Source organism: Haloarchaeobius caseinilyticus (assembly GCF_051207395.1).
GTDB lineage: Archaea > Halobacteriota > Halobacteria > Halobacteriales > Natrialbaceae > Haloarchaeobius.
The window spans coordinates 427,999-441,204 of record NZ_JBPJZC010000001.1; the positions used below are offsets into that span (position 1 = coordinate 427,999).

Sequence of the window (13,206 nt, forward strand, 5' to 3'; positions counted from 1 at the left end):
GTAAGTGGCTTCCGGGCGGTCGCAGTCGTGCTACTGTTCGAGTCGCGCCTTCGCCTCCTCGAAGTGTCGGGCCTCGATGATGAGTTCGTCGCGTTTCTCGTTGGCCTCGTCGGGACTCAGACCGTTCGCGAGTTCGCGGATGGCGCGCATCGACGCGTCTCTGACGACGGCTTCGAGGTCGGCCCCGGTCGCCCCCTCAAGCTCGCCCGCGAGGGCGTCGAGGTCCACGTCGTCGCCCAGCGGTTTGCCCGCGGTCGTGACCTCCAGAATCTTCCGGCGACCGTCGTGGTCGGGTTCGGGCACTTCGATGTGAGTGTCCAGTCGCCCCGGCCGAAGCAGTGCACGGTCGATGAACTCCTTGCGATTCGTCGCGGCGAGCACGACGAGGTTTGGGTTCTCCGCGAGGCCGTCGAGTTCGGTGAGCAGTTGCGAGACGACGCGCTCCGTGACCTCGTGGCTGTCGCCGCCGCGTTCGCCCGCGATGGCGTCGATTTCGTCCAAGAAGATGATGGAGGGTGCGGCCTGTCGTGCTCGCTCGAACACCTTGCGGACCGCACGCTCGGATTCGCCGACGTACCGGTCCAGCAGTTCCGGTCCGTCGACCCGGATGAAGTTCACGCCGGATTCACCGGCGAGCGCGCGGGCGAGGAGCGTTTTCCCGGTGCCCGGCGGCCCGTACAGCAGGACTCCAGAGGGCGGCGAGGTCTTCGCCGCGTCGAACAGCGGTCCGTACGAGAGCGGCCACTCGATGGCCTCGCGAAGCGTCTGTTTCGCCTCGTCCAGCCCACCTACGTCGTCGTAGTCGACGTTCGGCTTCTCGGCGATGTACTCGCGCATCGCACTGGCTTCGACCGAGGCGAGTGCGGCTTCGAAGTCGGCTTTCGCGACGTTCGGGCTCTCGTTCCACGCCTGTCGCTCTTCGTCGGCCTCGGGCCGATTCCGGATGGCGACCATCGCGGCCTCACTGACGACACTGTCGAGGTCGGCCCCGACGAAGCCGTGGGTCCGAGAGGCGATTTTGTCGAGGTCCACGTCGTCGGCCAGCGGCATCCCGCGCGTGTGTACGTCGAGAATCTCGCGCCGGCCACCGGCGTCGGGGACGCCGATTTCTATCTCACGGTCGAATCGCCCACCGCGCCGAAGCGCCGGGTCGAGCGAGTCGACGCGGTTCGTCGCGCCGATGACGACCACGTCACCGCGAGATTCGAGGCCGTCCATCAGCGAGAGTAGTTGGGCGACGACGCGGTTCTCCACGTCGCTCTCGTCGTCGCGCTTGCCCGCGATGGAGTCGATTTCGTCGAAGAAGATGATGGCCGGAGACTCCTTGCGAGCGCGCTCGAACGTCTCGCGAATCTTCTCCTCGGATTCGCCCTTGTACTTCGACATGATCTCCGGGCCGGAGATGTTGATGAATTCGGCGTTGACCTCGTTGGCGACGGCTTTCGCGATGAGCGTCTTGCCAGTGCCCGGCGGGCCGTAGAGGAGGACGCCGCGCGGCGGGTCGATGTTCAGTTTCCGGAAGAGGTCCGGTTCGGACATCGGCAACTCGACCATCTCGCGGACGAGTTCGAGTTCGTCGTCGAGGCCACCGATGTCCTCGTAGGTGATGCCGCTCGGCTGTTCCGGCGGCGGTGACTGGGTCTGTTGACTCTCTGCCGATTCGGTTCCACTCGGTGGCTGTGCAGCCTCGGGGTCGTAGCTCTGTTGCTCGACGACGACCTCCGTGTCGGCCGTGATGCGCACCGGCGACTCGGGGCCAGTTCGGACGATTCGGAACGGCGCAGACGAGATGCGTTCGAGTCGGATTCGTTCGTTGACGCTCACCGGTCGCCCTTCGAGGTCACGACGAATGGCGCGCTGGATGACGCCAGCGGGGACGCTCTTGAGCGATTCCGGCGGTGCGAGGTGGATGACTGCGGCGTCTTCGACCTCTGCGGCCATCACCGTCACTGAGTCGCCGACTTTCGCGCCGGCGTTCGCTCGGCCGTCGGCGTCTATCTGGATGACGCCGTCGGGGACGTCTGGGCTGGCGGGCCACACCTTCGCGACGGTACGGCGGGACCCCTCGATGAGGACCGTGTCGCCGCTCAACACGCCGAGGGCTTTGCGCGCGGATTCGGGGATGCGGGCGACCCCGCGACCAGCGTCGCGCTTTTCGGCCGCACGGACCGTCAGGACGAGGTCGGTCCCTTCCTGGGAACTCATGACAGGTAATTTTCACCGGGGTCTCTTGAGAATTACTCTCCGTGGCTGGAACGTCCGCCGTGTGGACCAGAAGAATCGACACCTCGTAGACGTGTTACAGCTTCGCGCGGTGTTCGTCGGCCAGTGTCGCCGCCTGCTCGCGGGTCTGGGTCGTCTGCCACCGGACCTTCTCGCCAGTGCCGTACGAGAGCGCGTCTTTGAGTTCGTCGCGCAGGACGCCGTGACCGACCTCGACGACGGTTCCGTCTGCATTGCCGAGTTCGTACACGCCCAGTCGGTCCGGCACGTCTCGGAGGACCGACCGGTCGAGGTCGTGCCAGCGTTTCCGAAGCGGCATCAGACGATTTCGAACGAGTGTTCGCTCATCTCGTCCTCGGCGAAGACGAACACGCGACCGCGGGCCGTCTCGGGGTCGGCTTCGACGGTCACGCGGTACGCACCGTTCTTCACGACGACGCCGGGGAACAGTTCCTCCTCCTCGTGCTGGCCGAGCAGGAGGCGGCCCACGCCGGTCGATTCGAGGATGTCGTCGTCGGTCTTGCGGTCGTTCACGTAGACCAGGACACCCTCGGTTTCGGTCGGGTCGGTCACGAGGACCTGCACGTGCTTGCCCGGCGGGCACTCGACGCTGCCCTCTTTCGCCTCGGGGACGCCGTGGTAGAACACCTCGCGGCCGTCCGTGTACTCGACGGCGACCCCACCCTCTTGCAACTCGACGCCCAGCGTACTGGGTGCGACGTTGCGCCGTTGACTCGACATGGACGGAGGTTGGACGCGAGATGGGAAAAGCGCCCCGAAGCGCCCCGAAACGACTCGTCGTACCGTGTCGGTTGGCCGCCGTCTCTGTCGATTCACCCGGTCGTTCCCCGTGTTTGCTAGAGAGTCACACCGGCCGACAACGTTATGCCCTCGTCCACGCTACGAGTGGTAATCCCGACGCGACGACCGGTCGCGCCTTCCCCCCAGAATGGCCGAACACAGCGACGACGAGAGGCTTGACTTCGATAGTGTCGACGACCCACGAGTGAACCCGGACCACGTTCGGGTCGTTCCCGAGACGGACACCGACGGGCAGGTCGCCCTCCTCGGTGTGGTCCACGACCATCCCGCGAGCGTTCACCGTGTCCAGTACGTCATCGAGCGATTCGTCCCCGACGTGGTCGCGCTCGAACTCGCACCGCTCGCGATACCGCTGTTCGAACGGTACGCGACAGACGACCGAACACCACCGAGCCGCGGCGGTGAGATGAGCGCGGCCATCCAGGCGATGGGACCAGATGCGAGCGTCGTCGGCATCGACGCACCGACGCGGTCGTTCCTCCGAACCGTCGTCGGTGAACTGCGCGACGAAGAAGCGCCAGAGCCGATTGCACGACGGGTCGCCCGAGACGTGTACGACCTCTCTCGCCACGCGCTCCAGTGTCGTGTCGCGGCGACTGCCGGTCCCATGGGACTCGTCTCGATGGAGCAGACAGTCCAACACATCGACCACGACTGCTCGGCCACAGACCCGCCGGCAGTGCAGGCCGACGACGAGCAGCGGTTCGTCGCCCGCAACCGGGCGCTACGCCAGGCCACCGAGACGCCGCTGCCGATATCCGTCCTCGACACGGCACGCGAGAAGACGATGGCGAGACACCTCAGCAGTCTGCGAACCGACCACGGTGCTGTCGTCGCAGTGGTCGGACTCGAACACCTTGACGCGGTCGCTGCGCGACTGCGTGCCGGCGACTGTTGACCCGCTGAGGGAACTGTTGAAACACCAACAGAATTATCAAGTATTAGTTATATGCTGGTGGGGAGAGTCGCTTTCGATGGGCACTCGCCGGACAGATAGTCCAAGAGCGGGTGCATCCACCACACACACATATGGTCCGAAATTTCGAAGACAACGACAAGGGGAAGAAAGTAGTCTCTAGCGATGGCGACATGATTGGTCACGTGGAGAACGTCGCCGGAGAGAGCGCGTACATCAAGCCGGAGTCGACACTCTCGAAAGGCATGCGAAAGAAACTCGGCTGGACGGACGAGCACAAAGACACGTTCGAGCTCAAGCACGACGCTGTCCAAGACATCACCGACGACGAAATCAAACTCTCGCACAGCGCGTAAACAGTTCGCCTCCCGACACTACTCGTCTATTATATTTTTCTATCAATTTCTTGGCCAGTCCCACCGCTAGACGAACCGTGTCGACGGGAGGTTTTTCACGGCCATGGCCGAACCACCAGCTATGGCGACCGACGACCGCGTTCGCGCACACGTCTACGTCACCGGCCGGGTACAGGGCGTCTACTACCGGGCGAACACCCGTGACACCGCCGACGACCTCGGCGTCGAGGGCTGGGTCAGAAACCTCGACGACGGCCGCGTCGAAGCCGTCTTCGAAGGACAAGAGGAGACGGTCGAGGAGATGGTCGAGTGGTGTCACGATGGCAGCCCGGCCGCTCGTGTCGACTCGGTCGAGGTCGAGTACGAGGAACCGGAAGATGAAATCGACTTTCGTGTTCGCCGGTAGCCGTGTTGCGCCGGCAGTAGTCATTTGCCGGTCCGTCCAGAAGCGAGCAGTATGAGCGACGACCAGTCCATCACTGCCCTAAACGACCGCTATCGCGAGACGCTCTCCGAACAGGCCGACCTTCGTCGACGTGGCTTCGAGACCTTGCAGGACGCAGACGAGTTTCCGCCGCTCGACGTGGACGCCATCGCGGCCGTCTGTCGAACGCACGCGAGCGAGTTCGACGGCCACCTGCTGTTCTTCGGGGCGTCGGACTTCGGCCACCCGGCGGCGTTCGTCCCGACCGCGGTCGACGCAACCGCGGTCAAACAGCGCGTGCTCGACGGCCTCCACGAGGAGGCTGGAAAGTGGCAGGGCATGCACGATGAACTACGGGCGGTGAAGACGGCCTGCTTCGACGCCGAACCGAACCTCCACAAGGGACTCGCCGTGCTCGTCACCGACGACGGCGTGACCTACGACGTAGAAAGCGGCGTCGCCGAGTCGAACAACTTCGTCACCATTCGCCAGGTCGCAGGACTGCTCGACTGGCTCACGAACAGTTATCAGGCAGACCGGTTGACCACGGTGTACTGACTGCCTCCCGAGGTCGGGCCGAGGTGGCAGACGATTACTCGGGGAACAACTCTTCGCCACGGTCCAGTGCGTCGATTCGCTCGCACTCGGCATCGGTGAGTGCGAGGTCCGCCGCCGCGAGATTGCTCGTCTGGTGCTCGCGGCTGCCCGCCTTCGGAATCGTCACGACGCCCTCTTTCTGACAGAGCCACGCGATAGCGACCGCCGCAGGCGTGCTGTCGTGTGCGTCGGCGATGTCCTGCAAGACCGAGTCGTCGAAGACCTTCCCCTGCGCCAGTGGCGAGTACGCGACGACTCGCTCGTCGTTCGCGCGGTTGTCGGCGAGTAACTCGGGCGTCTGGAAGAACGGGTGGTACTCGACTTGGTGGGCGAAGATGGGCGCGTCGAGGTGCTCGCGCGCCTCTGCCAGTTCCTCCCGCGTGAAGTTCGAGACGCCGACGTGGTTCGTCAGGCCGTCGTCGACCAGCGCGTCGAACGCTTGGAGCGTCTTTTCGGGATCGTAGGCCTCGATGGGTCGGTGGACGTACAGCAGGTCGACCGAGTCGACGCCGAGTCTGTCGAGGCTGGCTTCCGTGCTCTCGCGTACGTCTTCGGGCGCGAGGTTCGTCGCCCACACTTTCGTGGCGAGGAACACGTCGTCTCGGGAGATTTTGCTTTGCTCGATGCCCGCACCGACGACGGCTTCGTTCTCGTAAATCTGTGCGGTGTCGAGGTGGCGGTAGCCGGCGTCGAGTGCGCTCGCGATGGCGTCCGGGTCGCCGATGCCCATCGTGCCGAGACCGACTGTCGGGAGGTTCATGAATGGGTACTCGGGTGCGAGTACGAAATTCTTGTGTGACTACGTCGTGTGTTCGTCGGTTGTACTTCGGGTTCCCTACGTCTGGAATCGCGGTTTCACGTGACTGGTGGCGACGAGCAGTTCTCGAATGCCGGTGTAACATGTCCGCATCCACACCCTCCCCATCCGATTCCTCACCCGACTTCGTCGGGTTCGTCATCCCTCGCGCGACTACACCTCGCGGGCTTCACTTCGTTCAGCCACGCTCGCCAGCGCGCGCCAGAGTGACTGCAACGACCCTTTCGCCAGCCAGTTTTTGCCAGTCCCGACACCAGTCTTTACCTGCCACCGGTCGAAGCTGCTGCCATGATTACGAGCGACCGAATGGCACAGGTCGACGAGAACGCCGAGGCCCTCGGCGTGCCCCGCAAGCAGCTCATGGAGTCGAGCGGGCACGCGCTGGCCCGCGTCGTCCGCGAGCACGCCGACCCCGGCGACCGAATCGTGGTCGTCGCGGGCCGGGGGAACAACGGCGGCGACGCCTTCGTCGCGGTGCGATTCCTCGACGAGTTCGAGACGGAGACGCTCTTGCTCGGGCGCGAGGAGACCATCACGACCGACATCGCCCGCGAGAACTGGGACGCCTTGCAGGAGTCCGAGTACGAGACACGCGAGGTGCGCGACTCGGCGGATGTCGAACTTCCCGAGTGCGACATCGTAGTCGACGCGATGCTCGGCACTGGCGTGACGGGCGCGCTCCGCGAGCCCGAGGCGACCGCCGCCGAAGCGATAAACGAGTCCGCAGCGACGGTCGTCTCGGTCGACGTTCCCTCTGGTATCGACGCCGACACTGGGGAGGCCGACGGTGTCGCAGTCATGGCCGACCACGTCGTCACCTTCCACGACGAGAAGCCCGGACTGGCCGCCCTCGCGGCCGACGTGACCGTCGCAGACATCGGCATCCCCGCGACGGCCGAACTGTTCGTCGAAGCGGGCGACCTGCGTGTCCTCGGCCGCGACCCGATGGCGCACAAGGGCGACTTCGGCGAGGTGCTGGTCGTCGGCGGCGGGCCGTACACCGGCGCACCCGCACTCGCCGGACAGGCAGCGATGCGGGCCGGGGCGGACCTCGTCCACGTCGCCTGCCCGGAGAACGTCGCCAGCGAAGTGGCGGGCTTCGAGGAAGGACTCATCGTCCACGGACTCGCCGGCGAGATGCTCCGCCCGAAACACGTCGACGAGTTGCTCGACCGGGCGACCGACGCCGACTGCGTCGTGGTCGGGCCGGGCCTCGGTCGGGCGGAGGGAACGCTGGAGGCTGTCCGGGAGTTCCTCACGGCCTTCGACGGCCGAGCGGTCGTCGACGCTGACGCGCTTCGTGCGGTCCCTGACGCGGACACCGAAGCGACACTGCTCTGTACGCCGCATCAGGGCGAACTCGCCGCGATGGGCGGCGAGACGGCCGACGGTTGGCGCGAGCGAAAAGAGCTGGTCGAATCGTTCGCGGCCGACCTCGGGCACACGCTGCTCGTCAAGGGGCCGTACGATATCGTCTCCGACGGCGAGACGACGCGGGTGAACCGAACCGGGAACCCGGGCATGACCGTGGGCGGCACCGGCGACGTGCTGGCGGGCATCTGTGGCGCACTGGTGAGTACACAGGACGCGGTGACGGCTGGCGGCGTGGCGGCGCACGTGAACGGGAAGGCAGGTGATGCGGTGGTCGCAGCGCAAGGGTACGGCCTGCTCGCGTCCGACTTGCTGGATGCGATTCCGCACGCGATGTGGGGTGACGACCGATGAGCGACGAGAGCCCGGATGAAGCGAGACCGACCGAAGAGACGCCACCAGAGAACGCCGCGGACGACCTCACACACGTCGACGAGTCCGGTGAGGCACAGATGGTCGACGTTGGCAGCAAGCCTGACTCGAAGCGACGAGCAGTCGCCGAGGGGACCATTCGCCTCCAGCCGTCGACCGTGACGGCGATTCGCGAGAACGAAGTGGCGAAAGGCGACGTGCTGGCGACGGCCAGAATCGGCGCGATTCAGGCGGTCAAGCACACGTGGGAGACCATCCCCATGTGTCACCAGATTCCGGTGACGAACGTGGATACCGACTTCGCGGTCGACGACGACTCGGTTACGCTCCAGGTCGGCGTCGAGACGACCGGCAAGACCGGTTGTGAGATGGAGGCACTCGAAGGCGTGACCACGGGCCTGAACGTCGTCTGGGACATGGTCAAAGCCGCGGAAAAGGACGACGACGGACAGTACCCGGATACGCGAATCGAGGACGTTCACGTCGTCCAGAAGGAGAAACGGACTGCGTAACGACGGACAGCCTAACGATTCCGCGTCGCGCCCCGCGCGGGAGGCTCGAATCCGCGATGGGGGCGCGACGCGCTGGAGCCGAGGCCAGCAGGGAAGGTCTGCTCGACGCTCGGGGCAGAGGTACAGACCGCGAGCGACGCCTTCCCTGTCCGAGGTAACGAGATTGGTGGATAAATAATTTTTCACCATCAGAATTGCGCACTCCGAAATCATACGATTGATTTTTATCTGTTGGCGGATTCAGTGGCGAATGGCGCCGCCGGTAGACACGGCGTTCGACACATGTCTCACTCGCATCACGCACTGCTGGTCCGAACGAACGGTTCTCTCACCGACGGCATCGTCCTGCTGGCTGCGGAACTCGCTGGCGGCGGCCTGCCCGAGGGATACGGGCCGACCATCGTCGCGGTCACGAATCGCACCGACGACGAGGTCGTCCCGGGGGAGACGCGTCGACACGTCGCTTCCGACGCGTTGCACGCCAATCGACTCGCCGCCGACGCGACCGTCAGGTGGCACACGGTCGACGCCGAGACGCCGACCGACGCACTCGAATCCGCTGTGGAATCGGAAGCCCCTGGAATAACCGTCGTCCCGACGGAACTCGGCGCGGACGTGGCCGAATCAATCGCGGCGTCCAGCGACTCGACCGTCGTTCTCGCGCCGAACGACCCGGCACTCGGCCGGAGCGAGTCCGTCCTCGCCGCGGTCGGCACTGGGCCGCACAGTGGGGCCGTCGTCGACACCGCCGTCGCTCTCTCTCGGGCTACCGACGCCACAGTCACGCTGGTCCACGTCGGCGACGACTCGGCTGGAAGGGCGCTCCTCGACTCGGCCGCAGCGCGTGCTGACGACTGCGCCGTCGAGACGCGCACCGTCGCTGGCGACCCGACCGACGCGTTGCTCGACCTCGCACCGGACTTCGACGCGTTCGTCATCGGTGGCCCGACACACGGCGGTCTCAGACGCTTCGCCTTCGGTTCGACGAGTGAACGGCTCCGCGAAGAGAGCGACACGCTCGCACTGACGGTCTGGGGCGACGGCGACGACGCGCTCGGTCCTCACGGGGGTACCCACTGATGTACGTCATCGTCGTCGGCGCGGGCAACATCGGCCAGCCAGTCGTCGACATGGCCACGTCGAGCGGGCACGAGGTCGTCGTCGTCGAGGAAGACGAAGTGGTCGCCGAAGACACTTCCCGCAACTTCGACTGTCTGGTCCTCCAAGACGACGCGACCGAAGCGGCGACGCTCGAAGAAGCCGGAGCCGACCGCGCCGATGCAGTCATCTCGACCACGCAGTCCGACGCGACAAACATCATGGTGATGCTGCTCGCCGACGAGTTCGGTGTCCCGTCCCGGGTGTCCGTCGTCCACGACACCGAGCACATGTCGCTGTTCCGGCGCGCCGGTGCCGACGTCATCGAGAACCCCCAGCGACTCATCTCCGAACACCTCTTTCGTGCGGTCCAGCGACCCTCTGTCGTCGACTGGATGCACCTCGCCGAAGAAGCCGAAGTGTTCGAAGTCACCGTCACCGAAGACGCACCAATCGTTGGTCGTACGCTCTCAGCGGCCGACGCCGACGGCTTGCTCGACGACACACTGGTCGTCGCCGTCGAACGCGACGGCGAGGTCCACACCCCGAAAGGCGACACGACGATTCGACACGGAGACTACGTCGCCGTGTTCTCGGAGCGCGGCTTCGCACCGGACGTACTCGCCACGTTCGGGGCGGATACGAAGATAGAACGAGAGTCGAGCGGGTTCCTCTGAGCACCCGGGGTCAGTTCGACGCTGTACGCACTACGCGGCAGGTGACAGTTCACCCGCTTTCGACCGCGCCTGCTGGACGACCGACGGGCGGGCCTCGAAGTCGATGAGTACGTCCTCGTCACCGTAGTTCACCTCGAAGACGTTCCCCTGGTCGTGAATCCACGAGACGACGCTCATCGTGTCGTCGGTCATCGGCAGGACGAGTCGCTCACGCTCCCAGTCCGGGAGTTCGCCGACGATGCGCTCGTGTAGCTCGTCGATGTGCAGGCCGTCACGCCCGGAGACGATGACCGGGTTCGGCGCGAGCGCCGACAGGGCAGCCTGCTTCTCCGCGAGTTCGGACTCGTCGACCTTGTCGACCTTGTTCAACACGGTGACGATGGGCGCTTCGTTGCGCTCGTACAGCGTGTCGTGACTCGTGACGAGTTTCTCGCGGATGTCGTCGACCGGTTCGGACACGTCGACGACGAGCAAGACGAGGTCGGCCCGATACACCGAATCCAACGTGGACTTGAACGACTCGACCAGCCAGTGTGGCAGGTCCGAGACGAACCCGACCGTGTCGGTCAAGAGGACATCTCGCGCATCGAGGTCCATGCGGCGCGTCGTCGTCCCGAGCGTCGTGAACAGGCGGTCTTCGGACTCGGCCGTCTGGTCGAGGTCCGGGTGGATGTCCTCGTTCTCGTCCACGTCCAGGTCCGCGGCGAGTTGACGCATCAGCGTCGACTTCCCGGCGTTCGTGTAGCCAGCCAGCGCGACGAGGTCGAAGCCGGCTTCGTGGCGACGCTCACGCCGGTTCTCCTCGGTTCGCTCGATGCGCGACAGTTCGTCGCGGATGCGGCTTATCTGGTCTTTGATGTCCTGCTCGCGCGATTCGTCGTACTCCCCGAGCCCCATGAAACCGGGGTGCTCGTCGCGCTTGGCGAGGCTCGTCTTCGCCTCCGCACGCGGGAGTTCGTACCGTAGTTCCGCGAGTTCGACCTGTAACTGTGCTTTCCGGGTCTGGGCCCGCTGGCCGAAAATCTCCAGAATCAGCGTGAAGCGGTCGATGACCGTACAGTCCTCTGGCAGTTTCTGGCCCAGATTGTACATCTGGTACGGCCCCAGCCGGTTGTCGAAGATGACTGCCTCTGCCCCCTCACGGGCGGCCAGTGCGGCCAGTTCGTCGGCTTTCCCCTCCCCGAACTGTAGTCCCGGGTCTGCCCGGCGCGACTGCGTGAGTTCTCCCACCACGTCGTAACCCGCGGCGTGTGCGAGTTCGCGGATCTCGGCGGTGTCTGCGGTTCCCGTATCGACTCGTTTGGCGATGATTGCCGTCATTTGGTGTGTGGTCTCCCTCCGGCGTTGCCACTGGATGCTCTGCTGTCGATGCACGCTCCGAGCGGGGCGACGCCCGCCCGGCAGGCCGTGCTAACCGTGCCGGTCCTGCACCTCAGTTTTGCGACGGTGGCTCATAGTCGAACGTTGCGGCCCATCCCTCTTGAATCTCTTGCTGGTCTGGTACGTTCGGTGACGTATCGCGCCCAGAGGTCGGCCGTCTCACCGGACGAGAGCGGTCCGGTGTCGTCACTGCCCAAAAGACTTATCGAAGAGTAACATGCCCTTACCCATATGTTGCCGCTATTAGAGCTGAATCCGCAGGAACTCATGCTCGAACTTGGGTCGGGTGCTGCCATCGGTGGTGTGATGGGATTCGCTGCGAAGAAAATCGCGAAGATCATCGCCGTGCTCGTCGGCCTCGAACTGGCGCTGTTCAAGTTCCTTGAATCGAAGGGGTACATCACTGTCAAGTGGGACGAACTCTCTGGTGGGATGCTGAAAGCCGCCGAGAGCGGCCAGGACGTCGATACGGGCTGGGTCGAACCCATCCTCTCGACGCTGTCCGTCGGTGCGGGCTTCACCGGCGGCTTCATGGCCGGCTTCAAGATGGGATAGTTTCGGTACTTAGTTTCCTGGCGACTCTTCTTTCGGCGTGAACGGACCGATGGACGCAGAGAGCCGTGCAATCGTCGCGATTCGGATGACGTAGGCGAACAGGACGGCGAAGGGTGCGAACCCGATGGCGAGTGCGACGGCGACGACGACGAGCAGCGTCGTCCCCGACACCGGCGGCCCGCTCGACAGCGCGTAGCTCAACACCGTCAGCGCCATCGCGAGCAGCGCCGGCACGCTGACGTAGAGGAGCAACCGTGAGAGTCGCGCGAGTTCCTGATGGACGTACAGCGTCTTCAGATACTGTCTGGCGACGCCGACGGTCCGAAACAGTTCCCGGATGGCTTCAAGCGCCGACCGGGAGTCTTCGGAGAGGCTCGATTCGTGTTCGTGCCGGAGCGAACGGGCGCGTCGCATGTGCTGTGAGTAGTTGTCCATCAACACCGCGGAGAGGACGTTGAACGTCGTCTCGCCGCGCTCGTCGAGCGTCGCTTCGACGCCGTCGGCGTAGGACTCGATTTCGGTCGCGAACTCGTGGACGGCATCGTCGGCGTCACCACTCGCCTCACCGAGTCCATCTTCCAGTGCGGTCGCTCGGTCCTGAATCGTATCGACGAGGAGTCGTGTGAACTCGTCCGGGTCGGTCGGCGTCGCACTCACGTCCGCCCGGTCTTCGAGTGTCTTCCGAAACTCGATGGAGCCGTCCATCTTCTCAGAGAGTTCACCCGGCGCACCCAACACCCGCGAGAGGACGAGTTGGTTGATAGAGAGGACGACGCTCACGATGGTGAACACGCCAGTGATGGTCGCAGAGAACACCGGGATGACCGCACTCGATTTCGACACCCCGGCGAGACCGGCCAGGCCGGCCGCGACGACGGCCACGAACACGGTGAGAACCAGTGCGACGACCAGAACTCGCCGGTCGCCGCCGAGCAAGACGTACCGACGCAGCCCCTGCCACCCCGATTCGTCCGTTCCCGTCGTCGCCTCGTCGTCCGACGACGGAGTGGCCTCCCGTGTCGTGTCGGACTCGGCAGTGTCGACTGTCGGCATCTGTACGTGAACTATCACGGGCGAGAGACTTAC

General features: G+C 64.9%; 15 protein-coding genes. 9 read left to right on the forward strand and 6 right to left on the reverse strand.

Going from position 1 to position 13,206, the window contains the following annotated elements; translation table 11 throughout:
* Positions 1–30 precede the first annotated feature (30 nt).
* The 3 genes from ACSC1P_RS02370 to ACSC1P_RS02380 form a co-directional block, all read right to left on the reverse strand.
* On the reverse strand, positions 31–2,205 hold the full coding sequence (locus ACSC1P_RS02370) for a CDC48 family AAA ATPase (protein ID WP_435358526.1): 2,175 nt from the start codon (positions 2,203–2,205) through the stop codon (positions 31–33).
* Positions 2,206–2,299: 94 nt separating this feature from the next.
* Positions 2,300–2,542 (reverse strand): DUF7508 domain-containing protein, encoded by a 243-nt coding sequence (locus tag ACSC1P_RS02375; protein WP_435358527.1) that lies wholly within the window; start codon positions 2,540–2,542, stop codon positions 2,300–2,302.
* A complete protein-coding gene (locus ACSC1P_RS02380; RefSeq protein WP_435358528.1) occupies positions 2,542–2,964 on the reverse strand; it encodes a DUF5796 family protein in 423 nt (140 codons plus the stop codon). Before ACSC1P_RS02380 ends, ACSC1P_RS02375 begins: the two co-directional genes overlap by 1 nt.
* 208 nt (positions 2,965–3,172) lie before the next feature.
* Between ACSC1P_RS02380 and ACSC1P_RS02385 the strand changes: the two genes are divergently transcribed.
* From ACSC1P_RS02385 to ACSC1P_RS02400, 4 genes are all read left to right on the forward strand, one after another.
* Positions 3,173–3,943, forward strand: a complete 771-nt coding sequence (locus ACSC1P_RS02385; RefSeq protein WP_435358529.1) for a TraB/GumN family protein — start codon at positions 3,173–3,175, stop codon at positions 3,941–3,943.
* 131 nt (positions 3,944–4,074) lie between these two features.
* Positions 4,075–4,317 (forward strand): DUF8593 domain-containing protein, encoded by a 243-nt coding sequence (locus tag ACSC1P_RS02390; RefSeq protein ID WP_435358530.1) that lies wholly within the window; start codon positions 4,075–4,077, stop codon positions 4,315–4,317.
* A gap of 121 nt (positions 4,318–4,438) precedes the next feature.
* Entirely contained in the window at positions 4,439–4,723 is a 285-nt protein-coding gene (locus ACSC1P_RS02395) for an acylphosphatase (protein WP_435358531.1), read from the forward strand.
* A 51-nt stretch (positions 4,724–4,774) separates the two neighbouring features.
* Positions 4,775–5,299, forward strand: coding sequence for a hypothetical protein (locus ACSC1P_RS02400; RefSeq protein ID WP_435358532.1), 525 nt, complete (start codon positions 4,775–4,777; stop codon positions 5,297–5,299).
* A 34-nt stretch (positions 5,300–5,333) separates the two neighbouring features.
* On the opposite strand, the gene ACSC1P_RS02405 is transcribed toward ACSC1P_RS02400, so the two are convergent.
* Entirely contained in the window at positions 5,334–6,098 is a 765-nt protein-coding gene (locus tag ACSC1P_RS02405) for an aldo/keto reductase (protein ID WP_435358533.1), read from the reverse strand.
* Positions 6,099–6,443: 345 nt separating this feature from the next.
* On the opposite strand from ACSC1P_RS02405, the gene ACSC1P_RS02410 reads away from it, so the two are divergent.
* The 4 genes from ACSC1P_RS02410 to ACSC1P_RS02425 all read left to right on the forward strand — a co-directional run bounded on the left by ACSC1P_RS02410 (position 6,444) and on the right by ACSC1P_RS02425 (position 10,185).
* Positions 6,444–7,880, forward strand: a complete 1,437-nt coding sequence (locus tag ACSC1P_RS02410) for an NAD(P)H-hydrate dehydratase (protein ID WP_435358534.1) — start codon at positions 6,444–6,446, stop codon at positions 7,878–7,880.
* Positions 7,877–8,410, forward strand: coding sequence for a cyclic pyranopterin monophosphate synthase MoaC (gene moaC, locus ACSC1P_RS02415; RefSeq protein WP_435358535.1), 534 nt, complete (start codon positions 7,877–7,879; stop codon positions 8,408–8,410). The genes ACSC1P_RS02410 and moaC overlap by 4 nt, the downstream gene beginning before the upstream one ends.
* Positions 8,411–8,692: 282 nt before the next feature.
* Positions 8,693–9,490 carry a universal stress protein gene (locus tag ACSC1P_RS02420; protein WP_435358536.1) on the forward strand — a complete coding sequence of 266 codons (798 nt, stop codon included), beginning with the start codon at positions 8,693–8,695 and terminating at the stop codon, positions 9,488–9,490.
* Positions 9,490–10,185, forward strand: coding sequence for a potassium channel family protein (locus tag ACSC1P_RS02425; RefSeq protein ID WP_435358537.1), 696 nt, complete (start codon positions 9,490–9,492; stop codon positions 10,183–10,185). Before ACSC1P_RS02420 ends, ACSC1P_RS02425 begins: the two co-directional genes overlap by 1 nt.
* Positions 10,186–10,215: 30 nt before the next feature.
* On the opposite strand, the gene hflX is transcribed toward ACSC1P_RS02425, so the two are convergent.
* Entirely contained in the window at positions 10,216–11,505 is a 1,290-nt protein-coding gene (hflX, locus tag ACSC1P_RS02430; protein WP_435358538.1) for a GTPase HflX, read from the reverse strand.
* A 291-nt stretch (positions 11,506–11,796) separates the two neighbouring features.
* On the opposite strand from hflX, the gene ACSC1P_RS02435 reads away from it, so the two are divergent.
* Positions 11,797–12,120 (forward strand): FUN14 domain-containing protein, encoded by a 324-nt coding sequence (locus tag ACSC1P_RS02435; protein WP_435358539.1) that lies wholly within the window; start codon positions 11,797–11,799, stop codon positions 12,118–12,120.
* 9 nt (positions 12,121–12,129) lie between these two features.
* Here the strand turns inward: ACSC1P_RS02435 and ACSC1P_RS02440 are convergent, their stop codons facing one another.
* Complete coding sequence (locus tag ACSC1P_RS02440) at positions 12,130–13,173, reverse strand: DUF7972 family membrane protein (protein WP_435358540.1); 1,044 nt, start codon at positions 13,171–13,173, stop codon at positions 12,130–12,132.
* Positions 13,174–13,206 lie beyond the last annotated feature (33 nt).